Here is a 22,952-nt window from a genome sequence, read left to right on the forward strand (position 1 = left end):
TGCGTCCGCTTTTGCGCTAATACCCGCCTTTGACCTGCGGTGCGATCGCCGCCGTGTTTTTGTACGACGCGGCGAGGTCCGCGGCTGCCCGACTCAGCAAGCCGGTGTCCGTGCCGACCGCGACGAAGCTCGCGCCCGCTGCCAGATATTCGGCCGCCAGCGCGGGATCGGGTGCGAGCACGCCCGCGGCCTTGCCAGCGCCACGCACGGTATCGATGCCGCGGCGAATCGCGTCGCGCACGCGCGCATCGCCCGGTTTGCCGAGCAAGCCCATCGACGCGCTCAGATCCGACGGCCCGAAAAACACGCCATCGACGCCATCCACACGCACGATCTCCGCGAGCCTGTCGAGGCTCTGCACGGTTTCCGCCTGCACGATCACGCACAGTTCGTCGGCGGCGGTGTTCAGATAGTCGGGCACACGATTCCAGCGCGACGCGCGCGCGAGCGCGCTGCCGACGCCGCGAATGCCCAGTGGCGGATAGCGCGTGGCCGCGACCGCATCGAGCGCCTGCGCGGCCGTGTCGATCATCGGCAGCAGCAGCGTTTGCGCGCCGATGTCGAGCAACTGCTTGATCAGCGCGGCGTCGCTCTTCACCGGCCGCACGACCGGATGCGACGGATACGCGGCGACCGCCTGCAACTGCGACAGCGTGCTGCGTACGTCGTTCGGCGCGTGCTCGTTGTCGATCAGCAGCCAGTCGAAACCGGCGGTGGCGAGCAGTTCGGTCACATAGGCGTCGGCGAGCGCGGCCCACAAGCCGAACTGCGGCCTGCCGTCAGCGAGTGCGCGTTTGAAGGGGTTGGTCGGCAAGGACATGTCGTTGCTCTCAGATGAAATTCAAACCGATGCCGCCCAGCGGGCCATAGTCGACGTGGAACGTGTCGCCCGCGCGGGCCGGAATCGGGCTCGTGAATGAGCCGCTCAGGATGACGTCGCCCGCGTTCAATGATTCGTCGTACGGAGCAATCTTGTTGGCGAGCCACGCGACGCCGGTGGCCGGATGGTTGAGCACCGCCGCCGCGAGCCCGCTTTCCTCGACCGCGCCGTTCTTGTACAGCAGCGCGCCGACCCAGCGCAGGTCGACGTCGAGCGGACGCACGGGCCTGCCGCCGAGCACGACGCCCGCGTTGGCGGCGAAGTCGGAGATCGTGTCGTAGACCTTGCGCGGTGCGCGCGTTTCGCGATCGAACTGCTCGATGCGGGCGTCGATGATTTCGATGGCCGGCGTTACATAGGCGGTCGCGTCGAGCACATCGAACAGCGTGACGCCTGGCCCCTTCAACGGTTTGTTCAGCACGAACGCGAGTTCCACTTCGACGCGCGGCGCGATGAAACGATCCGCGCGAATGTCCTCGCCGCTGTCGATGAACATGCTGTCGAGCAGCGGCGCGTAATCGGGTTCGTCGATCTGCGACGAGCGCTGCATCGCGCGCGACGTCAGGCCGATCTTCCTGCCCTTGATGACATGGCCTTCGGCGAGTTTCAGCTTGACCCACTCGCGTTGAATCGCGTAGCCGTCCTGTACGGTCATCTGCGGATACTGCGCGGAAAAGTGGCGTAGCTGCGTGCGGGTCTTTTCCGCGTGATCGAGTTGCGCGGCGAGGTCGCGAATGGTTTGTTCGTCTAGCATGATGTGTCAGCCCTTGAGCCGCGCATGCAGATTGTTGTGCTTCCAGGTGCCAGCTTCGCTGAACTCGTTGATTTCGAGCGACAACGCGAGCCCCTGCCTTTCGAACTCAGCGGCGAAGCACTGCTTGATCAGCGCGAACAGCGCGTCGCCGGTCGCCTTCTTGACGGCCTCCGAGCGACCCGCGCCGATCTTCAGGTTTGCGTGCAGGAACGCGGCGTCGGGACGCCCATCGGCGATGCAGTACTGTTCGCAGCGCAGCGCGCGCACGCGAATGCCGCCGAGAGGATAGACGCGCTCGCCGTTGTCGCGCTGCGCGTCGAGGCACTGCGCGAGGTCTTTGCAGAGTTCGCCGAGCCGTTGAGCATCCGCGAGGTTGGCGCTGTATTCGAGTGTCAAGTGAGGCATGGCGATTTCCTCGCGAGTGTCAGACGGGTAGCGGCGTGACCGGGAAGATCGCGTTGATCTGACCGGTGCCCGAACTGCCGAAATAAGGCGTGATGACTTCGACCTTGCCGTCGTAACGATCCCAGCCGAGCGCACCGAGCAGCATCGCGGTATCGTGCATGCCGCCTTCGCCCCAGCATTTCTCGTTGTAGAGCGGCAGCATGTCGCAGAAAGTCTTCCAGTCGCCGGCTTCCCATATGCGCACCACGCTGCGATCCATCTGTTCGAGGAACGGGCTCCAGACTTTGTGCAAGAACTGATCGGCGGTGCCGTTGTTCGCGAAGTGATGCGACAGCGAGCCGCTCGCGAGAATGGCCACGGTACCGTCGTAGCATTCTTCGATGGCCTTGCGCACCGCGAGGCCGAAGCGCGCGCTGGTTGCGAGGTCGTGCCACATGCACCAGCCCGCAACCGACACCGTCTTGAAGTGCTGATCGCCGTTCATATAGCGCATCGGCACCAGCGTGCCGTATTCGAGTTCGAGCGTGGTCTCGCTGTGCGCGCGGCTTTTCACGCCCATTTCGTTGGCGACTTCCGCGATCAGCTCACCGAGCCCGACATTGCCCGGGTACGCGTACGGCATGTTCCTGATGAAGTGCGGCAGCTCGTTGCTCGTGTACACGCCTTCGAATTTCGGCGCGCAATTGATGTGGTATTCGCTATTCACGAGCCAGTGCACGTCGAACACGACGATCGTATCGACGCCGAGTTCGCGACAGCGTCGGCCGATTTCGTGGTGTCCGTCGATCGCGGCCTGACGGCAACCCTTGTGCGGACCGTCCAGCTCGGATAAATACAACGACGGCACGTGTGTGACTTTTGCTGCCAGCGCGAGCTTGCCCATCGCGGTCTCCCAGTCTTTTCGATGTCGCGGTTAGACGCCCCAGCGCGGAATATGATGCGAGCCGAGCGACACGCAGACGTTCTTCGGTTCGAGGAATACTTCATAGCTCCACGTGCCGCCTTCGCGGCCCACGCCCGACGCTTTCGTGCCGCCAAACGGCTGACGCAGATCGCGCACGTTCTGGCTGTTCACGAAGCACATGCCGGCTTCGACGGCGGCCGCCACGCGCAACGCGCGGCCCGTGTTCTCGGTCCAGATATAGCTCGACAGACCATACGAAATATCGTTGGCGAGACGGATCGCCTCGGCTTCGTCGTCGAACGGAATCAGGCACGCGACCGGTCCGAAGATCTCTTCCTGCGCGATGCGCATGCGGTTGTCGACGTCGACGAACACGGTCGGCGTGACGAAGTTGCCGTGACGCAAGGCGTCGGGCAACTCGGGCGTATCGAGGCCGCCGCACGCGAGCGTCGCGCCCTCCTTCGGGCCGAGTTCGATATAGCTGCGTACCTTCGCGAGATGCCCCTGGCTGATCATCGGGCCGACGATCGTGCCGTCCGCGAGCGGATCGCCGACCGTCAGACGCTTCGCGCGCTCGATGAAGCGCTCGGCGAAGCGCGCGTAAATGGAGCGCTGCACGAGAATGCGCGAGCCCGCGGTGCAGCGCTCGCCGTTGTTCGAGAAGATCATGAACACCGCGGCATCGAGCGCGCGTTCGAAGTCGGCATCGTCGAAGATCACGAACGGCGACTTGCCGCCAAGCTCCATCGAGAACTTCTTCAGGCCCGCGGCTTGCACGATGCGATTGCCGGTCGCGGTCGACCCGGTGAACGACACCGCGTGCACGTCGCGATGCGCGACGAGCGGTTCGCCCGCTTCCTTGCCGTAGCCGTGCACGACGTTCAGCACGCCCGCCGGAATGCCCGCTTCGAGCGCGAGCTTGCCGAGCATCGACGCGGTCAGCGGCGACAGCTCGCTCATCTTCAGCACGGCGGTATTGCCGAACGCGAGGCAGGGCGCGACCTTCCAGGTTGCCGTCATGAACGGCACGTTCCACGGCGAGATCAGCGCGCACACCCCGACCGGATGAAACAGCGTGTAGTTCAGATGCGAGTCGGTCGGGTACGTGTGGCCGTCGACGCGCGTGCACATCTCGGCGAAATAGCTGAAGTTGTCGGCCGCGCGCGGCACCAGTTGCTTGCGCGTCTGCGAGATCGTCTGACCGGTGTCTTTCGTTTCGGTCTCCGAGATTTCCGGTACGTGCTTCGTGATCAGCTCGCCGAGCTTGCGGATCAGCTTCGCGCGTTCCGCGGCGGGTTTCGCGGCCCAGGCGGGGAACGCGCCTCTGGCCGCTTGCACGGCCGCATCGACTTCTTTCGCCCCGCCGCGCGCGACTTCGGCGAGCACTTCCTGCGTGGCTGGATTGACGGTTTCGAAGTAGTCACTCGAGGTGCACATCTCGCCGTTGATCAGATGGTCGATCGGCATTGCCTTGTCCTTTTGCTGTTCGCTGGGTTTTTGCTGTCCATCAGGCGCGGCCGAAGTCCGCGTCCGATGCGATCGTGTTGATCAGGCGGCCGAGGCCGTCGATCTCGCAGACGACTTCGTCGCCCGCGTTGACTTTGACGATGCCTTCGGGCGTGCCGGTCAGGATCACGTCGCCTGGAGCAAGCGTCATGAAGCCGCTCAGGTATTCGATCAGCGCGGGGATGTCGGTGACGAGATCGCGCGTATTGCCGCACTGCTGACGCGTGCCGTTGACGAACGTGCGCAGCTCGAGCTGCGTGACGTCGGCGATGTCGGCGGCGTCGACGAACCAGGGGCCGAGCACCGTGCCGCCGTCGCGATTCTTCACGCGCAGATTCGGGCGATAGTAGTTTTCGAGGTAGTCGCGAATCGCGTAGTCGTTCGCGATCATGTAGCCGGCCACGTGCTGCATCGCGTCTTTACGCGCGACGTTCTGCGCGGTTCGCCCGATCACGACCGCGAGCTCGCACTCGTAGTGCATGAACGTGACGTCGGCGGGGCGGCGCGTAACGCCGCGATGGCCGAGTACCGTGCCCGGTCCCTTCAGAAATACCAGCGGCTCTTCCTGCTTGCTGAACTGCAGTTCCTTCGCGTGCTCCGCGTAGTTCAGGCCGAGCGCGAAGATGGTGCCGACTTCGATCGGCGCGAGCCAGACCACTTCGTCCTCGCGACACACGCGGCCGTCGGCGAGACGGACACCCTGCGCGTGCGGATACGCTTCGTGAATCGCTCCCGCATAGGCAACGCGGCCGCGCATCATGATTGTTCTCCGTGGTGTTGAGGGACGCCCACGAACGAGACGGTCAAGGGCGGCAGCGTACCGATCGACAGCGTGGCGGTATCGCCGACTTGCGCGACCGGCGAGCCGTGCCGCACGCCGAGCGCGAGCACGTCGCCCGCGTTCAGCGTCATGAAGTCGGTGACGTCGGCGAGTAATTGCGCGACGTTGCGCACCGACGATGCGGTGCTCGCCACAAACGGTTCTGCACCGTTCAGCGAGACGGCGATGTCGAGCCGATCCGGCGCGGCGACATGGCGCGCGGCGACGAGCGCAGGTCCGATCACGCAGAAGCCGTCACGTGTGCGCAGCCGTACGTTCGGGCGATACACGTTGGTATGCGGCACGCTCAGATCGCCGACCAGCGTATAGCCAGCGATATAGTCCGCCGCGCACTCGACGCCGACACGCGTCGCGGTGCGACCGATCACGATGCCGAGCGACGCGCCGACCTCGACGCCGAGCGCGTCATCCGGCACGACCACGCGCGCCCGATGCCCGGCGAGCGTATTGCGCGGCTTCAGATACAGAATCGGCGCTTTCGGCGGCGCCTTGTACGGTGCCGCATGCATTGCGTCGCCCAGCGCGTTCAAGGCGGCGCGATCGTTAAGCAGGACTCCATACACCGCGCCGCTGACCGGCGCGCGACACGCGACGCCCCGCGCGAGCAACGCGGCCGCGGTGTGCGCGTCCACGTCGCGAGGCAGCGCGTCGCCTTCGGGATGCAATAGATGATCGGCAAGGGCAAACATAAGTGCGCAGCCTCGTGACGAAATTTCGGCGAGAGTTCGGCGAAAACACTAAGATGTTAGTAGTATCCTGCTTGATATGATTGACGGTCAATAGGCTGTCAGTTGATCGCGGGTTTTCCCGTAAGCTTCGACAGCTTTTCTTTCCGATTCCTTGCCAACATGTCCGCTGCGTCCACCCGAGTTTTGCACCGCAATCTGCCGATGCTGTTATTACGCGCTCGCGAAAAAATGATGGAGCGTTTTCGTCCGTTGATCACCGCGCACGGACTCACCGAGCAGCAATGGCGAGTGATTCGTGCGCTCAACGAGCACGGCCCGATGGAGCCGCGCCAGATCTCCGACATCTGCACGATTTCGAGCCCGAGCATGGCCGGCGTGCTCGCGCGTATGGAGAGCATGGAGCTCGTGACGAAGGAACGTTTCGCGGACGATCAGCGGCGCGTACTCGTGTCGCTGACCGATACGAGCATCGAACTGGTGCGGGTGATTTCGAAGGATCTCGAGGCGCACTATCGCGAACTCGAGCGCAAGGTGGGACCGGAGATCGTCGAGCGCGTGTATCGCGCGGTCGACGATTTGCTGGCGGGGTTGTCGGAAGAGGATGAGTGACGCGGCGGCTTACCAGCCGTAAAACCTCTGCCACGCGACGCTGCTGCCGTCCGGTGCGACCGCGTGATATTCGGGAAACTGTGCGCCGGTCGCGCACGCGTGGTTCGGCAGGATGCGCAGTTTCATACCGATCGGAAAGCGCTGCGCGATGTCGTTGCTCTGTGCATCGGCGTGCGGATCGGCCTGAGCCGCCGCAAGAATCCCGTGCTCCTGGTTGGCGCCGCTCACGACATAGCCCGGCAGCAACGTGCCATTGAGCAAACACGGCTGCCCATAGCCGAAATCGTGCGACTGCCGCGAGGTGCCGCGATCGCGGCTTAGCGCCATCCAGCCCGCGTCGAGAATCGCCCAGCCTTTGTCTTCCTGATGACCGATCACGGTCGTGAGTACGCTGAGCGCGATGTCGTCGAGCGTGCAAACGCCCACGTTGTGCATGACCAGATCGAACAGCACGTAGACGCCGGCCCGCACCTCGGTGATGCCTTCGAGATTGCGTGCGGCGAGCGCGGTCGGCGTCGAACCGACGCTGACCGCCGGACACGCGATGCCCGCTTCGCGCAGCCGCTCGGCGGCGCGCACGCAGCCGGCGCGTTCCTGCTCCGCGAGCGCGGCGAGCGCTTCAGGGGTATTCAACTCATAGCTCGAACCCGCATGGGTCATCACGCCGCCGACTTTCACACCGTTCTCGTGCAGAATCCGCCCGACGTCGAGCAGCGTCTGCTGTTCAGGCTGGATTCCGGAGCGATGGCCGTCCGTATCGACCTCGATCCAGACCTCGAACGTTTCGCCGTGCTGGTCGCCGAACCCGGCAATCGCCGCGGCGGCGGTCGGGTTGTCGACCACCAGCTTCAGATCGCAGCCCTGACGACGCAGCGCGAGCGCGCGCGGCAACTTCGACGGAACCATGCTGACGGCGTACAGGATGTCGTCGACGCCGGCCGCGAAGAACGCTTCCGCTTCCTTCAGCGTCGACACCGTGATGCCGCGCGCGCCGGCGGCGATCTGCGCGCGCACGACGTCGATGCACTTGGTGGTCTTCACATGCGGCCGGAACGCGACGCCGAGCGCATTCATCCGCCCTTGCATCCGCGCGATGTTCTTCTGCATCCGCGCGACGTCGATCAACGCGGCCGGGGTTTCGATCTGTTCGAGTTTCATGTTTGCACCTGAGGAACGAGGTGAGGTTCCAGGGTCAATGACGACGATCGCGGCCAAAGCTTGCGAGCCACGGCACGAGCCCGTCGAGCGATGCCGCTTCGACCTCGGGCGCTTGCGCACCCGCAACGAGCGGCAGGCCGACCTGGTTGTGCCAGTAGGTCCGCAGACCCACGGCCGCGGTGCCGAACATGTCGTAGCTCGACCCGGCGACGAAGGCGGCGCGCCGCGGTTCGACGCCGAGCTTGTCGAGCGCGAGGCGGTACGGGAGCGGGTCCGGCTTGTAGACGCCGGCTTCCTCGGCGGTCACGATCGCGTCCCACCGCACAGGCAACAGTGCGGCCGCCTGCAAGCCGAGCCGCGTCGAGCAGTTGGTGACGACCGCGAGCTTGCAGTGCGGCGCGAGCGCGCGCAATGCATCGAGCGCGCCAGGCCACGGCTTCAGGTTGAGCCAGTCCGTTTCGAGCGCGTTCGCGGCCGCCTCGGACAAACCGACTTGCGAGGCGGCCTCCCGCACCAGTTGTTCGTAGGGAACGTACCGGCCGCAGCTGTACGTGAGCCGCAGGTAGGCGGCACGCCATGCGCGGCCCGCTTCGTCGGAGCCTGCCGCGCGGTTCCACGAGGTCCACGAGTCGAGCAGGGCGGTGAGCAGGTCGAACAGCACCGCGTCGGGGTAGGCGGGGGTGTCGGTGGCGTGGGCGGCAGCAGTCATGATTGCATGTGGGCCGGCTGTTGACGATGAGTCGATTATAGGTTTTTCGACAGGTCGTCAGCGTTCAGATGGGATGAGTCTTAGATTCAGACCAACTGAATCATCGTCGCCAGGGTGGCAGCGGCCTGAAGCGGCTTTGCAGATACTGCATGAAATGGCGCGTGCGCGCCGGCAGCCCCGTGCGCTGATGCGTGAGGGCGATCACGTTCGCATCCGGCGCTTTCCAGCCCGGCAGCAGACGCACGAGTTTGCCCTTCGCAAGGTCGTCTGCGACGTCCCATTCGGAGCGCAGAATCACGCCGCGTCCCTCGCAGGCCCATTGGCGGATCACGTCACCGTCGTTGCAGCTCAGATGCGCGGACACGCGCACGCTGCGGCGCGTGCGGCCCTTGCTGAACTGCCACAGCGACACGTCCTCGTTGTTTTCGCGCAGCACGATGCAGGGCAGCCGGCTCAACGCTTCCGGCGATTCGGCTTGGCCGATTCGCTTGACGAGCGCGGGCGCCGCGCAGACGAAACGCGCGTTCGGCGCGATCGTATAGCCGATCAGGTTCGACAGCGGCAGCTCGCCGATATGCACGACGATATCGAAGCGATCGAGCGTTTCGGTCAACGGCCGGTCGGACAGCGTCAGCGCGACGTCGATATCGGGGTTCTGGTGCTGGAACTCGCCGATCAGCGGCGCCAGATGGCGTCGTCCGAAACCGAGCGGCGCATTGATCTTCAGCGTGCCGACGAGGCCGCCGCGGCGAGTTTGCAGATCGTCGAACAACGCGTCGAACTGCGCGATCAGCTCGGCGCCGCGCTCGCACAGCAGCAGGCCTTCGTCGGTGAATTGCAGGCGGCGCGCGCTGCGGTTCACGAGTTGCGCGCCGAGCTTCTTTTCGAGTTGCTGCAGACGCTGCGTGACCGCCGACGGCGACAGCGCGAGCCGCCGCGCGGCGGCGATCAGGCTGCCGCTCGCGCGCAGTGTGAGCAGGAAGCGGATATCGGCCGAATCGTTCATGAGGGGAGGTGGGTGCAATGGCGGAGCGTGGAATCTCGCAGCATAATGCGTCCCGATCGATCACAGGGTAAAGTGGCGCTTCCGGTCTATCGATTCAATCATTGGAAGAGAAGTCCCATGTCGTTGCCTCATGAGTCGTCCGCGAACGACGCAGCGCGCAATACTCCGCTGAAACAGGCGGTTTTTCTGCATACGGGCTGGCGCAGCGCGGGCACGTGGGTGTGGTCGCGGCTGCGCGAGCTCCAAGGCGCGGCCGGTTTCTACGAGCCGCTCAGCAACGTTCTCGCCGATCTCAAGCTCGCCGACGTGCCCGCCTCGCGGCCGACCTTGACCTCGGGGCACCCGCCGCTCGCCGCGCCATACTTCGACGAATACCGGCCGTTTTTGCGCGAAGACGCGCGCGGCGTCGCGGGTTACGACCGGCGCTTCAGCATCGATCGCTTTACGCGCGAGCCCGATGCGACATTCCCGTCACTGCAGGCCTATTTGCGCGCGCTGAGCGCACACACGATCGAGCAGGGCCGCGTGCCCGTGTTCAAGTTTTGCCGCACGGGCGGTCGTCTGCCGTGGCTGAAGCGCGCGTTTGCCGAGGCGCTGCACGTGGGTGTGCTGCGCAATCCCGCGTCTCAGTTCGCGTCGGGTTGGCTGCTGCGGCAGCAATGGAGCAATGCGTTTTTTGTCGCCGCGCCGTTTCGCGTGCTCGGTCTGAATCAGATCGATCCGCTGGTGAGCGAGGCGATCGGCGGGTGCGGCGTGCGCCTGCCGCCACTGCCGCCGATGCCCGATGACGCGTATGCGCTCGCGTGCGAGCAGTTCGCGCGCACGGTGGACAGCGACAACGCGTATCGCGCGTTCATTGCGTTGTGGATTCTCTGCGCGCTGCGCATGGGTGAGGGCGTCGATCTGCTGATCGATATGGAACGGCTCGGCGAGTCGCGCGACTACGCGACCGGTCTGAGCGCCGCGTTCGACGCGCGATGCGGCTTGGCACCCGACTTTACGAGCGCGCGCGATCTGGTCGTTGAAACGCGGCGCAGCGCGGCGCGCATGACGGGCATCGACGGCGGCGCGTTGCGCGCCGTGCACTCCGCCGCGCTGAAATTCCTGAAGGCGCAGCCGGGTATCGACCCGGCCTTCGTCGAGGTGGTCCGCCAGAAAATGGTGCTGGCCAACGAGCTGACCGAAACGTGGCGCTAGCCCGCGGCCGACACCGCCGCGCGCAGCCCGAGCAGATAGCTGTCCACGCCGAAGCCGCAAATCTGCCCTTTGACGATCTCCGCGAACACCGAATGATGCCGGAACGCCTCGCGCGCGTGAATGTTCGACATGTGGATCTCGACCACCGGGACGGTCAGGATCGCGAGTGCATCGCGAATGCCATAGCTGTAGTGCGTCCATGCGCCGGCATTGATCAGCACGCCGTCGGCGTTGTCGGTGAACGCCTGGTGAATGCGCTCGCACATCGCCGCTTCGCTATTGGTCTGAAAGCTGTCGACCCGCACGCCGAGCTCGTCGCCGAGCGCGCGCAGCCGTGCGTCGATTTCTTCGAGCGTGATGGTGCCGTATTGCGCGGGATCGCGCTTGCCGAACATGTTGTGGTTGATGCCGTGCAGCATCACGAATGTTTTCATATAGCCATCCTGAGTGATCAACTGAGTTGTATCGACGCGACTTCAGCTTGTTTTAGTGGACCGCCGCCGCGACGGCGCGGGTCGTATCGACGACCGCGCCGGTCTTGGCCGCTTCGACGATCGCCTCGGTGATACGCAGATTCTGCAAACCGTCCTGCGCGCTGACGAGCGGCGGCTCCTTGCCGTGAATCACGCGCACGAAATGCTCGAGCTGCAGCTTTAGCGGATCGTCGCGCGTCATGTCGGCGACGCTGACGTCGAACGGCTTCCACCACGAGCGGTCCGCGGCTTTGGCGTAGGTCTTCAGACGCATCGTCGGTACCGCGAGCGAGCCGAAGGTGCCCGCGATCACGTAGCAATCTTCGTCCGGATACGACGGATAGGCCTTGTTCTCTTGCGACGTCTGCTCCCAGCTGCGCGCACTCGCGGCGGTATCGGACAGCATGAAGCTGCCGAGCGCGCCGTTCGCGAAGCGCAGGTTGATCGCGACCGTATCCTCGACCGGAAAGCCGCGCGTGGCATGCGACGAGAAGGCCTGCACGGCGACGATGTCGCCGCACAGCATGCGCAGGTTGTGCACCTCGTGAATCATATTCAGCAGGATCGGACCGCCGCCGGGCTGGCGCCGCCAGTCGGCGTCGGCGAAGTACTCGTCGGGTTTGAAGAACACCGCGCTGCCCATCACCGCGACGAGCTTGCCGAGCCGTCCCTCGTCGATCAGCTGCCGCGCGCGCGCCATGATCGGACTGTGCGCGCGATGATGACCGATCAGCAGCGGCACGCCGCTGCGCTCGGCGTCGGCGGCGAGCGTTTCCGCTTGGTCGACGCTCGGCGCGATCGGCTTTTCGAGCAGCGTCGGCACGCGCGCCGCGAGGCAACGCGACGCGTGTTCGACGTGCAGCTGGTTCGGCGTCGCGAGAATCACGCCGTCGGGGCGATCGCGTTCGAGCAGCTCGTCGAGCGTGCGGAACAGCGGCACGCCCGCCTCGGCCGCGAGCGCGGCGGCCGCGGGCGACGGATCGACGATCGCCGACAGCGTGCACGCGTCGCTTTGCTGCGCGACCGCCATATGAGCGCGGCCGATGTAGCCCGCGCCGGCGACGGCGATCCGGGTGCTGGTCATGAGCGGGTTCCCTGAAAGTACTGATTAGACGCGCTAACCGGCAAGCGGGCTCAAGCAACGGCCTTTTTCCCGGCGGCCATGCTTTGCGCGCGCAGCGCGTCGTAGCTGAGCTTGTCCATCGGCACGACGTTCTTTTCGCCGAGGTCGCTAAGCCGCACACGGAAGTTCTCGCGCGCGCTCCATGCGGAAATCGCGCAGACGATCGTGATGCCGAACGTGATCGCGCCGATCGTCAGCGGCACGTTGTGCGATCCCGGCGGCGCGACGTAGGCGAACAGGGCCGGCAGCAGAGCGGTGATCGTCGTGCCGATGTTCTGGCCGATCGCCATCGCGGAGACGCGTGAACGCGTCGGGAACAGTTCCGGGTAGAAGCTCGGGAAGATCGCGTTATAGCCTTGATAGATGACGCCCCACATCAGGATCGACATCACCATCGCGAGCGGCACGTTGTGGATGCTGATCGCGTACAGATACGCGAATGAAAGCAGCCCGGCGCCGAGCGCGCCGACGATGATCGGCAGACGCCGGCCGATCCGGTCGGACAGATTGCCCACGTACGGAATCACCAGCACCGCGACGATATTGCCGATCACCGGAATCCACAGATACAGGCTCTTCGAAAAGCCGATCCCGTACGACGGCTGCACCGCGTACGCCGCGCCGAAAATCGTCGCGACGACCGGGATCACGTTCATCAGCGAGCACAGCACGACGCGCAGCATGTCGCGCCAGTTGTACTTGAACGCTTCGATGATCGGCGAGCGCGGCACGCCGCCGCTCGCGCCTTCCTTCTCGAACGCCGGCGTTTCGTGGACTTCGCGGCGGATGATGTAGCCGGCGATCAGCACGATCGCGCTGAGCAGGAACGGAATGCGCCAGCCCCACGAGTTGAACGAGGCGTCGTCCATGTAATACGCGAGCGGCAGGAATACCGCGGCGGCGAGAATCTGCCCGGCCTGCACGCCTTGCAGCGTGAAGCTCGCGTAGTAGCCGCGTCGTCCGAATGGCGCGTGCTCGAGGATCATCGAGCTGGCGCCCGAGATTTCACCAGCGACCGCGAAGCCCTGGATCAGCCGCAGCACGACGAGCAGCACCGGTGCAAGAAAGCCGATCTGGTGATAGGTCGGCAGCAAACCGACCGCCATCGTCGACAGACCCATCAGGAACATGCAGAGCAGCAGTACGTTCTTGCGGCCGTGTGTATCGCCCCAGTGTCCGAGCACGATTGCGCCGATCGGCCGCGCGACGTAGCCGACGCCGTAGGTTGCGAGCGATGCGACGATCGCGATCTTGGGGTTGCCGGAAGGGAAGAATAGTTGAGGAAAGATTAGCGCGGCGGCCTGCGCATAGATGAAGAAATCGTAGTACTCGAGCGCCGAGCCGATCCAGCCGCTGGCGGTTGCCTTGCGCGCCTGCGAGCTATGCCCGCTACTTGCCGATGCGTTCGTTTGCATGTCGTCTCCTGAATGGGAAATGTTTTTGTCAGCTTCTGCGGCTGAATCATTGGCGCTTTTAAACGGGCACCGCGCAAGCCAGGATTTTCCTGATCTCGTTGCCGCGGTGCAGCACAACGGCATGGATCGACGCGTGTCATACGCCGTCGCGGCGCACTGCGGGTTAACCATGTCTCAGTGCGCGGGGCATTGCATTCAGACCGGCATACAAACGACCGGCCCTTGCCCAACCAATCCGTTGGAGCTAGGGTAATAGCGTTATGCGCCGACACAATGCGTCCAGATGCAAAATCAGAATGCGCTCACAGCCACGAATGAATCCTTCCTGCGCGATCTGCAGCTGTTCTGTCATATCGCGCGGCGCGGCAGTTTTGTCGCGGCCTCGACGGAGATGGGGCTGTCGCCGTCGCATGTGAGCAAGCGCATCGCAATGCTCGAAGCCGGTCTGGGCGTGAAACTGTTTCAGCGCACCACGCGCCGCGTCAGCGTAACGAGCGACGGCGAAGCCGCGCTGCAATGGGCGCAAAAAATTCTCGATGACGTGCAGGGCATGGCCGACGCGTTCGCCGATCGCCGCACCGAGCTGAGCGGCCTGTTGCGCATCAGCACGAGTTTGCGGCTGGGCCGCAAGCACGTGTCTCCGATTCTCGCGATGCTGCGCGAGCGTCACCCGAACCTCGAAGTCTGGCTCGAACTGCTGGATCGGCGCGCGGATGTGGTCGGCGAGAACTTCGATATCGACGTGCGCGTGGGCGAAGTGCAGGAGCCGCATCTGATCGCGCACAAGATGGTGGAGAGCGCGCGCATTCTGTGCGCGTCACCGGCTTATCTCGAGCAGCACGGCGCGCCGGTCGAACTCAACGATCTGACCGGCCACGATTGCCTGCTGTTTCGCGGCCGCGACGACCGCTTCGGGGTCTGGCGTCTCAGTGGGCCGCACGGCGAAAAGAGCGTGAAGGTGACGGGCACCGTCGCGTCGAACCTGAGCGACATCGTCGTGCAGTGGGCGAAGCAGGGCTACGGGATCGTGATGGTGTCGGTCTGGGACGTGGCCGAGAGCCTGCGCGCGGGCGAACTGGTGCGCGTGCTGCCCGACTATCAGCAAGCCGCCGATGTGTGGGCGGTGACGGCCGAGCGCTTGTCGTCGTCGGCGCGGATTCAGGTGTGCATCGAGTTTCTCAGGGAGCAGTTGACACGCGGACCGTATGCACTGGTGACGCGCGGCGTGGGCGGACTCTGAACAGCGCCTGCCTGGGTCCGGCGCTCACCGCTTGCGTGTTTACACGCTCGAAGCCGTATCCTCTTCCGCCGCGTCGAGCTCGCTGCGCTGAAGCGTCGTGATGGAGTCGGGAAACACCGTGGCGGCCGTGACGGGCCGCGGGTCTTCGATGCTGTAACGCAGGCGCCAGCCTTCACGATAGAAGCGCAACTGCCGGTATCGCATCAGATAGACAAGACCGACGAGCGCCGCGCCGAAGCCCGATGCCGCGCCGACGCCGAGCGCCCAGCGCGGGCCGAAACGGTCGGCGACCCAGCCGACCACCGGCGCGCCGAGCGGTGTGGTGCCGAGCGCGATTGCGAGCAGGATCGCGATCACGCGGCCGCGCATCGCGGGCTCGGTGGTCAGTTGCACGAGGCTATTGGTCGAGGTGGTGAAGGTTTGCGTCGACACGCCGATCACGACCAGCACGATGCCGAATAGCACATAGTTGGGCATCAGCGCGGCTGTCGTGCAGCCGATGCCGAATATCGCGCCCGCGCCGAGCAGCAGCCCGATGGTGGGCCGCGCGCGGCGCGCGGCGAGCAGTGCGCCGGTGACCGAGCCGATCGCCATCGTCGAACTTAGCAGCCCGTACTCGCTGGCGCCGGCATGGAACGCGGTGACGGACATCGTCGAGATGAAAATCGGGAAGTTCAGGCCGAAGGTGCCGATCAGGAACAGCATCAGGAGCGCCGCCTTCAGATCGGGACGCGTCCACACATATTTGAAGCCTTCGACGAAGCTGCCGCGCGAGCGCACATTGCGCGGCTTGATATGCAACTGGTCGAGCCGCAGCATGCGCAGCGCGCCGAGCACCGCGACGAACGACAGCGCATTGATCAGAAACACCCAGCCGCTGCCCACCGACGCGATCAGCAGACCCGCGACCGCTGGGCCGAGCATACGGGCGGCGTTGAACGACGTGGAGTTCAGCCCGACCGCGTTGGCGAGATCGCGTTCGCCGACGAGGTCGGATACGAAGGTCTGACGCGCGGGGGAATCGAACGCGGTCACGCAGCCTAGCAGCCCAGCGAACACGTAGACCTGCCATAGCTGCACGAGCCCCGTGACCGTGAGCAGACCGAGCGCCAGTGCCAGCGTGCCCATCGCCGTCTGCGTCGCGAACAGCAGTTTGCGGCGATCGAAGTGATCGGCCGCGTAGCCGGTGAGCGGCAGCAACAGCATCTGCGGGCCGAATTGCAGCGACATCACGATGCCCACCGCCGTCGCGTTGTGATGCGTAAGCTCGGTGAGCACGAGCCAGTCCTGCGCCGTGCGCTGCATCCACGTGCCGATGTTTGAGACGAGCGCGCCGCTCGCCCAGACACGATAGTTGAATATGCGCAGCGAACGGAACGTGGTGCTCACGGCAGGGGTGTCCTCAACGCGGGGTGGACTGCATGCGGGTAGTGACTCGCTTCAATTCGTTAAGCCCGCGAGCGTTCGAGCAGATCGAGCACTTCCTGCGTCGTGCCGGTTTCGCCGAGGCGCGGGAAGATGCGCGTGATGCTGTTGTTGTGCGCGTCGGGGTTCAGATCGGTCATCGCGTCGACGACGAGCGTGACGTTCAGGCCGGCCTCGCTCGCGAAACGCGCGGTCGATTCGACGCCGATGCTGGTCGCGATACCGACGAGCACCACTTGCGTGACGCCTTGCTGTTGCAGATACGAGGCCAGATCGGTGTTCGTGAAGGCGCCCCACGTGCGCTTCGTGACCAGATGGTCCGACGGCTGCTGCTTCAGTTCGGGCAGCAGATCGGCGAAACCGGCCGGGAAGTCGGCGGAGTGGCGACCCTGGTCGGTGCGGCCCGGTGCGCCGGCGGTGACGTTCACGAGCACGACCGGCAGGCCGTGGCGGCGGAACGCGTCGAGTAGCGTAACCGAGCGTTCGACGATCTCGCCGGCCGAATGGGGCGCGGTGGGCAACGCGACGACGCCGCGCTGCAGATCGACGACAATCAGTGCGGTTTTGGCATCGAGAGTAGTGAGTGCCATGAGGTGCTCCTGCGAGTGGCGAGACGCGCGTGCGCGCATCGCGAGTTACAAATCGACGAGGCGTTTCAGCAGATCGACGCCCGTCGCGAGCTGTTGCTGTTCGGCTTGCGTGAAGCGCGTTTGAATCGTGCGATACAGCCAGTCTTCGCGCGCCGCGCGGCTCGCCTTGACCTTCTTGCGAAAGGATGGAGTCAGCGATAGGACCGTCTGCCGTCCATCGTTGGGATCGGGCGCGCCGTTGACGAGCCCCGCGGCTTTCAATGCCGCGAGCGTTTCGCCCATCGACTGCGGACGCATGCCGTGCGCGCGCGCGAGCGCGGTGACTGTGGCCGGGCCTTCGCGTTCCAGCAAATTCAGCACCTGCACCTGCGACGGCGTGAAGTCGCCGACATGCGACTCCTCGCGCAGACGCCGGCGTAGCTTGCCCACCAGCACGCGCAGGTCTTCGGCCAGCGTATGGAGTTCTTCCGGCGTAACGGGGAGAGGGGATTTGCTCATGCGATGAGCTCGCGCGATGACATGATGTGAAGGTATCCTGCTAAGGCTACCTTCGTATTTCGCTCGGGTCAAGATTTGATGTGACGGGACGCCGTACGCGAGGGCGGCGCGACGAACCGCTTAACGCGCCCGCATCCGCCGGTTGAAAAAGCGCCATGCCGCGGCGCCGGCCAGCATCGCGCCGCCGAGCGCGAGGCCCAGCAACACCAGCGAACTCAGATGCTCGCGCACCACCGGCACGTTGCCGAACAGATAGCCGGCCCCGATCAGCGACACGATCCACAGCGCCGCGCCGGCGGTGACGAACGTGACGAAGCGCGAGAACATCATTTGCGACACGCCCGCGGCGAATGGCGCGAACGTGCGCACCACGGCGATGTAAGGTGACAGCAGGAAGGTCAGGCGGCCGCGCGCTTCGCTGAACGCGTGGGCGCGGCTCAGCGCATTGCGGTTGAGCCAGTAGTAATTGCGGGTGTAGACCTTGTCGCCGACCGCGTGGCCAATCGCGTACCCGACGATGCTGCCGGCCACCGTCGCGACGAACAGCAAGGGCGCGATGATCCACACGTTCAATGCACCGGTGGCCGCGAGCGATCCGCAGATAAAGATCAGCGGATCGCCGGGCAGAAAGAACAACGGCAGAAAACCGAATTCGACGAACACGACGACGAACAGCAGTGCGTAGATTGCCGTGCCGAATTGCACGATCAGCGCGCTCAGGTGCTGGTCGAGGTGCAGCGCGATCTGCAGCGCATTCATCAGGTTCATGTTGGCATGAGCCTCAGGTGGCGTTCGGATCTGATGAGTGTAGTCCCGCGAGCGTGGGTGCAGGGCGCTTGCGCGAGTTTTTGTCGTTTGACGCTTGTCGATGTTGCTGCGCCGATGTCAAACTCGGGTGGTCTTCATCAGATGCAACGCCATGTCGCACGACCCCGCCATCACCTTCCGTTATGCCGCGCCGCAGGAAGCGGAAACGATTCGTGCCATCGAATTCGAAGCGGGCCTGCGTTTCGTCGGCGTCGGCATGACGGGCATCGCCGACGCACCGCCGATGGCGCGCGAGGTCGTCGAGCGCAAGATCGAAGCGCGCGAGATCATCGTCGCGCTCGATCAGCAGGAGATTTGCGTGGGCTTCGTGATGTTCGAGCCGCAGCCGACGCGCATCTACGTTCAGGAGCTCGATGTACTGACCTCGCACGCGGGTAGGCGCATCGGCGCGGCATTGATCGAAGAGGTCGCGCGAATCGCGCGGGCGCGGCAATTGACGCAACTCGTGCTGTCGACGTATCGCGACGTGCCGTGGAACGCACCGTACTACAGGCGGCTCGGCTTTCGCGACCTCGCCACAGTAGAGCTCGACGCGTCGTTGCTCGCGCGGCGCGACGCGCATATCGCACGCGGGCTCGATGAGTCGAAACGGGTGTTCATGCGGCGCGATCTGGCCTAGCGCGCAAAAAAGCGGAGGGCGTGGCTGAAATTCAATCACGCCCTCCGCTTCATCATTTCATACAGCGGACATGAGCCCGCTGTCACTACCGATTACACCGCTTCCAGCGCCGGATAATCGGTGTAGCCGACTTCGCCACGCGCATAGAACGTCGCCGGAACCGGCTTGTTCAGCGGCGCATCTTCAGCGAAGCGGCGCACCAGATCCGGATTCGCGATGTACAGCTGACCCCAGGCCACCGCATCTGCTTCGCCGGCGTCGAGCACCTGCTGCGCGGTTTCCTTCGTGAACTTCTCGTTCACGATGTACGGGCCGCCGAACGCTTCCTTCAGCTGCGGGCCGAGGCGGTCGTCGCCGAGCGCTTCACGCGCCGCGATAAACGCGATCTTGCGCTTGCCGAGTTCGCGCGCGACATAGCCGAACGTTGCTGCCGGATCGGAGTCGCCCATCGTGTGCGCATCGCGGCGCGGTGCGAGATGTACGCCGACGCGGTTCGCGCCCCATACGCTGATGCACGCGTCGGTGACTTCGAGCAGCAGACGCGCGCGGTTTTCGATCGGGCCGCCGTAGGCATCGGTGCGCTTGTTGGTGCTGTCCTGCAGGAACTGGTCGAGCAGATAGCCGTTCGCGCCGTGCACTTCTACGCCGTCGAAGCCCGCGGCCTTGGCGTTTTCCGCGCCCTTGCGGAATGCTTCGACGACACCGGCGATTTCATCGAGCTCGAGCGCGCGCGGCGTCACGAACGGACGCTCGGGACGCACGAGGCTCACGTGACCGCCGGCGGCAATCGCGCTCGGCGCGACCGGCAGCTCACCGTTCAGGAACACCGGGTCCGAAATACGTCCGACGTGCCACAGCTGCAGGAAGATCTTGCCGCCCGCGTCGTGCACGGCCTGCGTGACGAGCTTCCAGCCTTCGACCTGCTCCTGCGACCAGATGCCCGGCGTGTCCGCGTAGCCGACGCCTTGCGGCGTGACCGACGTCGCTTCGCTGAGGATCAGGCCGGCGCTCGCGCGTTCGGCGTAGTAGCGCGCCATCAGCGCGTTCGGCACGCGAATTTCCTCGGCGCGCTGACGCGTGAGCGGCGCCATGATGATGCGGTTCGGCAGCGTGATATCGCCAATTTGCAGGGGATCGAAAAGAGTCGGCATGAGAGTTCACCTTTGGCGGCGGGCAGGGCCCGAGCCTCATAAAACTGCGTGAAAAAGGAAACGCGGCGATGCGAGTGCGGTGCTCAGAGCGTGGTGTTCATGTATTCGAGGAACGCCTGGATGACGGGCTCGTTGCGTTTGAAAAACACCCATTGACCGACCCGTTTCGACGTGACGAGCCCCGCGCGCTGCAATGCGGCGAGGTGCGCCGACACGGTGGACTGCGACAGGCCGCAGCGCGCGTCGATCTTGCCCGCGCACACGCCGTGGTCGAGCGGCAGCTCCTGATCGGCGAAATGCGCTTGCGGCTCGCGCAGCCAGCCGAGAATCTCCCGGCGGACCGGGTTGGCCAGCGCTTTGTGGATCGCGTCGAAATCGGGCGTCATGTGGATGGGTTCAGGGGGTTCGACAAGCGGCACGCTGGTTGGCGTGCGCGCAATTGCATCGCTACAGTACGAATCATATATCGTAATTTAGCGATATGGATGAAGGCACTACTGCGAATGGGGCGATAGGTTATTGACATGAAGCTTTGTTCGCGCTGAGTGGCAGTGCGCGGCGATTGACGAGCAATTACGAGTTGCAGCCTCGCCGTGCCGGCGCGATGAGTGCGTCACTGGCGCTGCCGTGTTGGATTCTTGCGGGCGTACAGGGGCTTAACGATCCCGCAGGCCCGCGAAGTCGAACAGGAACAGGCGCACTTCGCGCCATCATCGATCCGTTTTGCTCCCTGGCACTGATGGGTCATACAGCTCGACCTCGCGACCCTAACAGGCGGGGTCTGCAGCGAAACCCGCCAAGCCACGCGTACAGTCGAACTTGCCCCAATAGCGCTTCTTTCGAGGCGTCGATTCAAGGTCCGGCCGATCGTTGCGCGCAGCAATTTCAGATGAAACGGTAGGTCGCTCGATAGAGCACCGGCAGCGACGAACTCATCTGCCGCACCCAGTCGCCGTTGCCTCCTCTTTTGCGAGATCTGGCTCCGGTGCAGATTTAAACGGCGGCATCAGTTCGGCTCGCATCTGCTCGCTCTTGATCGTTCCGTCTTGAACGCCGCGAGCGCGTCCGTCGGGCTCACTTCGCGATCTTGCCGGTCCAGTTGCCTACGTTGTCGCGATTCACACTTGGCGAATTCTATTTCTACAGTCATCCAATTTTTTGCCCTATTTGTTGTTTTTCCTCCTTTTCCTTTTCATCGCGAAAAGATCCAAAAATCGATGGCAAAGCATTTGCCGATAAAGCCGAGCCTGCGGCTTTGTCCTATGTATTGTGTGGAGACTTTAGGACGAGGCTGATTATCTTGCTTATCCAAAAAAAATAAGATTATCCGGAACTTTAGTCGTGAGCAAGTCGTTTCGGTTTTTGTGTTCATAGGCAATTCTTTAATGCCTCAAATGCAAATTCTTTCATTCACACCCCCCATCGGGCGGGATGGCCGTGAATGATGCGCGGTATTGAGAAACGATTTGTAGGTAAGTGAAAGATTTCAGAGGAAAAGAAAAATTAACGTCTCTTTCGCGGCGGCCAAGGGCGACGACGAATAACGCGGACGTCGCAATCTCTGATGCCAAATTTTAGTTTTGAGAAAGGATTGGATTATGAATAAGTCGTATAAAAGTGTCTGGAATGAATCCCGTGGCACCTGGGTCGCAACTTCAGAGTTGACGACGTCTCGTGGTAAGCGAAGCAAGTCATCGGCGATTGCAAGCGTAGCTGCGGCCTTGTTTGTAGTGGGTCAAGGGCTTGTCGGCAGCGCGCAGGCTGAGACGGCGCATTATGCGGCCGGCGAAGGCGCGGTTGCCGGCGTGGAAAAACTGTGGGTGCACCCCTGCCAGGTCGGCGAGTGCGCAAACCCTTGGGAATTTGCCAATCCGAATTATCCTGCTCCGCCGAACGTCAGCAGTACTGCTGTCGGATCTAGCGCTGCTGCGCAGCTAGGTGGCGTCGCGCTCGGAGACCATGCGGCAGCCGAAGCTGGGTTCGGCGTGGCATTGGGCGCCTATTCGTTGGCGTCGGGTTTCCGCGCGACGGCGGTCGGTACGAGTGCTGTCGCCAGCGGAAGAGATACGACTGCAGTTGGACTCAATGCGTTGGCATCTGCTGATAGGTCGACAGTGCTCGGAAGCTGGGGTGTGGCATCTGGCGTCGACTCCATGGCACTTGGCCACAAGACCACTGCGACAGGAACTGACTCGGTGGCGCTTGGTGGTGAGGCTACTTCCTCGGGCCCGGAGGCAATTGCAGCTGGTTATCAGGCTGCTTCGACGGCAGATCTTGCTACGTCGCTCGGTTCGCGAGCTACGTCGTCAGCGTATGGCGCCACGGCACTTGGTGCTTCTGCTGCTGCGAATGGCGGTGTGGCCACCGCGGTTGGTGTGTACGCCGAGGCGTCAGGGGTTGCCTCGGTGGCGCTCGGTGCTGGCGCCGTTGCAACGTCGGACAATTCGGTGGCGCTGGGCGCGAACTCGAGGACGGCATCCGCGGTGGGCACGGCGGGTACAACCATCCGTGGGACGGAGTATACGTTTGCAGGTGCGAACCCGACGAGCACGGTGAGCGTGGGCAGCGTGGGTAACGAGCGGACGATCACGAACGTGGCCGCCGGTCGCCTGAGCGCGACGAGCACCGATGCGGTCAACGGTTCGCAACTGTATGCAACGAACCAGGCAATTGAGCAGATCAGCCAGGCGAGCAACGCAGGCTGGAACGTGAGCGCGCAGGGCGCGAACGCGACCAATGTGGCGCCGGGCGGCACGGTCGACCTGAAGAACACCGATGGCAACATCGCGGTGAGCAAGAGCACGGCCGGCAACGACGTGAACTTCGATCTGGCACGCGACCTGAAGGTCGACAGCGTGACGATGGGTGACACGGTGGTGAACAACGACGGCCTGACCATCAAGAACGGCCCGAGCATCACCACGGGCGGCAT

At 64.1% G+C, this 22,952-nt stretch carries 24 protein-coding genes; 5 read left to right on the plus strand and 19 right to left on the minus strand.

Annotated features, from left to right (window positions below; translation table 11 throughout):
• Positions 1 to 16: 16 nt before the first annotated feature.
• Genes hpaI through AB3X95_RS18200 form a run of 7 tightly spaced genes read right to left on the minus strand, consistent with a single transcriptional unit; the run spans position 17 to position 5,979 of the window.
• On the minus strand, positions 17 to 820 hold the full coding sequence (gene hpaI, locus AB3X95_RS18170; protein ID WP_368622094.1) for a 4-hydroxy-2-oxoheptanedioate aldolase: 804 nt from the start codon (positions 818 to 820) through the stop codon (positions 17 to 19).
• A gap of 10 nt (positions 821 to 830) precedes the next feature.
• Positions 831 to 1,634 (minus strand): 2-oxo-hept-4-ene-1,7-dioate hydratase, encoded by an 804-nt coding sequence (hpaH, locus tag AB3X95_RS18175; RefSeq protein ID WP_368622095.1) that lies wholly within the window; start codon positions 1,632 to 1,634, stop codon positions 831 to 833.
• 6 nt (positions 1,635 to 1,640) lie between these two features.
• On the minus strand, positions 1,641 to 2,039 hold the full coding sequence (locus tag AB3X95_RS18180; RefSeq protein WP_368622096.1) for a 5-carboxymethyl-2-hydroxymuconate Delta-isomerase: 399 nt from the start codon (positions 2,037 to 2,039) through the stop codon (positions 1,641 to 1,643).
• 19 nt (positions 2,040 to 2,058) lie between these two features.
• Positions 2,059 to 2,922 carry a 3,4-dihydroxyphenylacetate 2,3-dioxygenase gene (gene hpaD / locus AB3X95_RS18185; RefSeq protein ID WP_176124834.1) on the minus strand — a complete coding sequence of 288 codons (864 nt, stop codon included), beginning with the start codon at positions 2,920 to 2,922 and terminating at the stop codon, positions 2,059 to 2,061.
• Between the two features lie 30 nt (positions 2,923 to 2,952).
• Complete coding sequence (hpaE, locus tag AB3X95_RS18190; RefSeq protein ID WP_368622097.1) at positions 2,953 to 4,410, minus strand: 5-carboxymethyl-2-hydroxymuconate semialdehyde dehydrogenase; 1,458 nt, start codon at positions 4,408 to 4,410, stop codon at positions 2,953 to 2,955.
• Positions 4,411 to 4,450: 40 nt separating this feature from the next.
• Positions 4,451 to 5,209 carry a fumarylacetoacetate hydrolase family protein gene (locus AB3X95_RS18195; protein WP_368622098.1) on the minus strand — a complete coding sequence of 253 codons (759 nt, stop codon included), beginning with the start codon at positions 5,207 to 5,209 and terminating at the stop codon, positions 4,451 to 4,453.
• On the minus strand, positions 5,206 to 5,979 hold the full coding sequence (locus AB3X95_RS18200) for a fumarylacetoacetate hydrolase family protein (protein ID WP_368622099.1): 774 nt from the start codon (positions 5,977 to 5,979) through the stop codon (positions 5,206 to 5,208). The genes AB3X95_RS18195 and AB3X95_RS18200 overlap by 4 nt, the downstream gene beginning before the upstream one ends.
• Before the next feature lie 201 nt (positions 5,980 to 6,180).
• Between AB3X95_RS18200 and hpaR the strand changes: the two genes are divergently transcribed.
• Positions 6,181 to 6,588, plus strand: coding sequence for a homoprotocatechuate degradation operon regulator HpaR (gene hpaR / locus AB3X95_RS18205; protein WP_368622100.1), 408 nt, complete (start codon positions 6,181 to 6,183; stop codon positions 6,586 to 6,588).
• Between the two features lie 9 nt (positions 6,589 to 6,597).
• On the opposite strand, the gene AB3X95_RS18210 is transcribed toward hpaR, so the two are convergent.
• The 3 genes from AB3X95_RS18210 to AB3X95_RS18220 form a co-directional block, all read right to left on the minus strand.
• Positions 6,598 to 7,746 (minus strand): DSD1 family PLP-dependent enzyme, encoded by a 1,149-nt coding sequence (locus AB3X95_RS18210; RefSeq protein ID WP_176124840.1) that lies wholly within the window; start codon positions 7,744 to 7,746, stop codon positions 6,598 to 6,600.
• A 34-nt stretch (positions 7,747 to 7,780) separates the two neighbouring features.
• Positions 7,781 to 8,455 carry an HAD-IA family hydrolase gene (locus AB3X95_RS18215; protein ID WP_176124842.1) on the minus strand — a complete coding sequence of 225 codons (675 nt, stop codon included), beginning with the start codon at positions 8,453 to 8,455 and terminating at the stop codon, positions 7,781 to 7,783.
• Positions 8,456 to 8,555: 100 nt separating this feature from the next.
• Positions 8,556 to 9,461: a LysR family transcriptional regulator gene (locus AB3X95_RS18220; protein WP_176124843.1), complete on the minus strand. Its 906-nt coding sequence runs from the start codon at positions 9,459 to 9,461 to the stop codon at positions 8,556 to 8,558.
• 117 nt (positions 9,462 to 9,578) lie between these two features.
• Here AB3X95_RS18220 and AB3X95_RS18225 point away from each other — a divergent pair, with 117 nt between their 5' ends.
• Positions 9,579 to 10,658, plus strand: coding sequence for a hypothetical protein (locus AB3X95_RS18225; protein ID WP_368622101.1), 1,080 nt, complete (start codon positions 9,579 to 9,581; stop codon positions 10,656 to 10,658).
• Here the strand turns inward: AB3X95_RS18225 and aroQ are convergent.
• From aroQ to AB3X95_RS18240, 3 genes are read right to left on the minus strand one after another with little or no spacing between them, the layout of a single operon-like run.
• Positions 10,655 to 11,092 carry a type II 3-dehydroquinate dehydratase gene (gene aroQ / locus AB3X95_RS18230; protein WP_368622102.1) on the minus strand — a complete coding sequence of 146 codons (438 nt, stop codon included), beginning with the start codon at positions 11,090 to 11,092 and terminating at the stop codon, positions 10,655 to 10,657. The genes AB3X95_RS18225 and aroQ overlap by 4 nt on opposite strands.
• 52 nt (positions 11,093 to 11,144) lie before the next feature.
• Positions 11,145 to 12,215 carry a Gfo/Idh/MocA family protein gene (locus AB3X95_RS18235; RefSeq protein WP_368622103.1) on the minus strand — a complete coding sequence of 357 codons (1,071 nt, stop codon included), beginning with the start codon at positions 12,213 to 12,215 and terminating at the stop codon, positions 11,145 to 11,147.
• Between the two features lie 50 nt (positions 12,216 to 12,265).
• Positions 12,266 to 13,669 carry an MFS transporter gene (locus AB3X95_RS18240; protein WP_368622104.1) on the minus strand — a complete coding sequence of 468 codons (1,404 nt, stop codon included), beginning with the start codon at positions 13,667 to 13,669 and terminating at the stop codon, positions 12,266 to 12,268.
• A gap of 283 nt (positions 13,670 to 13,952) precedes the next feature.
• On the opposite strand from AB3X95_RS18240, the gene AB3X95_RS18245 reads away from it, so the two are divergent.
• Positions 13,953 to 14,909, plus strand: a complete 957-nt coding sequence (locus AB3X95_RS18245) for a LysR family transcriptional regulator (protein ID WP_176124848.1) — start codon at positions 13,953 to 13,955, stop codon at positions 14,907 to 14,909.
• Positions 14,910 to 14,948: 39 nt separating this feature from the next.
• On the opposite strand, the gene AB3X95_RS18250 is transcribed toward AB3X95_RS18245, so the two are convergent.
• The 4 genes from AB3X95_RS18250 to AB3X95_RS18265 all read right to left on the minus strand — a co-directional run bounded on the left by AB3X95_RS18250 (position 14,949) and on the right by AB3X95_RS18265 (position 18,190).
• The gene (locus tag AB3X95_RS18250) at positions 14,949 to 16,298 is read right to left on the minus strand and encodes an MFS transporter (RefSeq protein ID WP_368622105.1); all 1,350 of its coding nucleotides are present in this window, start codon (positions 16,296 to 16,298) and stop codon (positions 14,949 to 14,951) included.
• Positions 16,299 to 16,357: 59 nt separating this feature from the next.
• A complete protein-coding gene (locus AB3X95_RS18255; protein WP_176124851.1) occupies positions 16,358 to 16,924 on the minus strand; it encodes an isochorismatase family protein in 567 nt (188 codons plus the stop codon).
• A 45-nt stretch (positions 16,925 to 16,969) separates the two neighbouring features.
• Positions 16,970 to 17,422, minus strand: coding sequence for a MarR family winged helix-turn-helix transcriptional regulator (locus tag AB3X95_RS18260; protein WP_176380971.1), 453 nt, complete (start codon positions 17,420 to 17,422; stop codon positions 16,970 to 16,972).
• Positions 17,423 to 17,542: 120 nt separating this feature from the next.
• Complete coding sequence (locus AB3X95_RS18265) at positions 17,543 to 18,190, minus strand: VTT domain-containing protein (RefSeq protein ID WP_176124853.1); 648 nt, start codon at positions 18,188 to 18,190, stop codon at positions 17,543 to 17,545.
• Between the two features lie 151 nt (positions 18,191 to 18,341).
• Between AB3X95_RS18265 and AB3X95_RS18270 the strand changes: the two genes are divergently transcribed.
• Positions 18,342 to 18,869: a GNAT family N-acetyltransferase gene (locus AB3X95_RS18270; protein WP_368622106.1), complete on the plus strand. Its 528-nt coding sequence runs from the start codon at positions 18,342 to 18,344 to the stop codon at positions 18,867 to 18,869.
• A 92-nt stretch (positions 18,870 to 18,961) separates the two neighbouring features.
• Here AB3X95_RS18270 and AB3X95_RS18275 read toward each other — a convergent pair whose 3' ends face one another.
• Both AB3X95_RS18275 and AB3X95_RS18280 read right to left on the minus strand, forming a co-directional pair.
• Positions 18,962 to 20,020: an alkene reductase gene (locus AB3X95_RS18275; RefSeq protein WP_368622107.1), complete on the minus strand. Its 1,059-nt coding sequence runs from the start codon at positions 20,018 to 20,020 to the stop codon at positions 18,962 to 18,964.
• Between the two features lie 83 nt (positions 20,021 to 20,103).
• Positions 20,104 to 20,406: a helix-turn-helix transcriptional regulator gene (locus AB3X95_RS18280; protein ID WP_176107853.1), complete on the minus strand. Its 303-nt coding sequence runs from the start codon at positions 20,404 to 20,406 to the stop codon at positions 20,104 to 20,106.
• A gap of 1,212 nt (positions 20,407 to 21,618) precedes the next feature.
• Here AB3X95_RS18280 and AB3X95_RS18285 point away from each other — a divergent pair.
• A partial coding sequence (locus AB3X95_RS18285) for an ESPR-type extended signal peptide-containing protein (RefSeq protein WP_368622108.1) occupies positions 21,619 to 22,952 on the plus strand: 1,334 nt, incomplete at its 3' end.

It is taken from the genome of Paraburkholderia sp. BR13444, assembly GCF_040948755.1.
GTDB classification, from domain to species: domain Bacteria; phylum Pseudomonadota; class Gammaproteobacteria; order Burkholderiales; family Burkholderiaceae; genus Paraburkholderia; species Paraburkholderia youngii.

What these genes read in the sequence shown, in the direction of transcription:
- hpaI (WP_368622094.1), bottom strand. Translation starts at nt 820, where the DNA reads ATGTCCTTGCCGACCAACCCCTTCAAACGCGCACTCGCTGACGGCAGG.
- hpaH (WP_368622095.1), bottom strand. Translation starts at nt 1,634, where the DNA reads ATGCTAGACGAACAAACCATTCGCGACCTCGCCGCGCAACTCGATCAC.
- AB3X95_RS18180 (WP_368622096.1), bottom strand. Translation starts at nt 2,039, where the DNA reads ATGCCTCACTTGACACTCGAATACAGCGCCAACCTCGCGGATGCTCAA.
- hpaD (WP_176124834.1), bottom strand. Translation starts at nt 2,922, where the DNA reads ATGGGCAAGCTCGCGCTGGCAGCAAAAGTCACACACGTGCCGTCGTTG.
- hpaE (WP_368622097.1), bottom strand. Translation starts at nt 4,410, where the DNA reads ATGCCGATCGACCATCTGATCAACGGCGAGATGTGCACCTCGAGTGAC.
- AB3X95_RS18195 (WP_368622098.1), bottom strand. Translation starts at nt 5,209, where the DNA reads ATGATGCGCGGCCGCGTTGCCTATGCGGGAGCGATTCACGAAGCGTAT.
- AB3X95_RS18200 (WP_368622099.1), bottom strand. Translation starts at nt 5,979, where the DNA reads ATGTTTGCCCTTGCCGATCATCTATTGCATCCCGAAGGCGACGCGCTG.
- hpaR (WP_368622100.1), top strand. Translation starts at nt 6,181, where the DNA reads ATGCTGTTATTACGCGCTCGCGAAAAAATGATGGAGCGTTTTCGTCCG.
- AB3X95_RS18210 (WP_176124840.1), bottom strand. Translation starts at nt 7,746, where the DNA reads ATGAAACTCGAACAGATCGAAACCCCGGCCGCGTTGATCGACGTCGCG.
- AB3X95_RS18215 (WP_176124842.1), bottom strand. Translation starts at nt 8,455, where the DNA reads ATGACTGCTGCCGCCCACGCCACCGACACCCCCGCCTACCCCGACGCG.
- AB3X95_RS18220 (WP_176124843.1), bottom strand. Translation starts at nt 9,461, where the DNA reads ATGAACGATTCGGCCGATATCCGCTTCCTGCTCACACTGCGCGCGAGC.
- AB3X95_RS18225 (WP_368622101.1), top strand. Translation starts at nt 9,579, where the DNA reads ATGTCGTTGCCTCATGAGTCGTCCGCGAACGACGCAGCGCGCAATACT.
- aroQ (WP_368622102.1), bottom strand. Translation starts at nt 11,092, where the DNA reads ATGAAAACATTCGTGATGCTGCACGGCATCAACCACAACATGTTCGGC.
- AB3X95_RS18235 (WP_368622103.1), bottom strand. Translation starts at nt 12,215, where the DNA reads ATGACCAGCACCCGGATCGCCGTCGCCGGCGCGGGCTACATCGGCCGC.
- AB3X95_RS18240 (WP_368622104.1), bottom strand. Translation starts at nt 13,669, where the DNA reads ATGCAAACGAACGCATCGGCAAGTAGCGGGCATAGCTCGCAGGCGCGC.
- AB3X95_RS18245 (WP_176124848.1), top strand. Translation starts at nt 13,953, where the DNA reads ATGCAAAATCAGAATGCGCTCACAGCCACGAATGAATCCTTCCTGCGC.
- AB3X95_RS18255 (WP_176124851.1), bottom strand. Translation starts at nt 16,924, where the DNA reads ATGGCACTCACTACTCTCGATGCCAAAACCGCACTGATTGTCGTCGAT.
- AB3X95_RS18260 (WP_176380971.1), bottom strand. Translation starts at nt 17,422, where the DNA reads ATGAGCAAATCCCCTCTCCCCGTTACGCCGGAAGAACTCCATACGCTG.
- AB3X95_RS18265 (WP_176124853.1), bottom strand. Translation starts at nt 18,190, where the DNA reads ATGAACCTGATGAATGCGCTGCAGATCGCGCTGCACCTCGACCAGCAC.
- AB3X95_RS18270 (WP_368622106.1), top strand. Translation starts at nt 18,342, where the DNA reads ATGTCGCACGACCCCGCCATCACCTTCCGTTATGCCGCGCCGCAGGAA.
- AB3X95_RS18275 (WP_368622107.1), bottom strand. Translation starts at nt 20,020, where the DNA reads ATGCCGACTCTTTTCGATCCCCTGCAAATTGGCGATATCACGCTGCCG.
- AB3X95_RS18280 (WP_176107853.1), bottom strand. Translation starts at nt 20,406, where the DNA reads ATGACGCCCGATTTCGACGCGATCCACAAAGCGCTGGCCAACCCGGTC.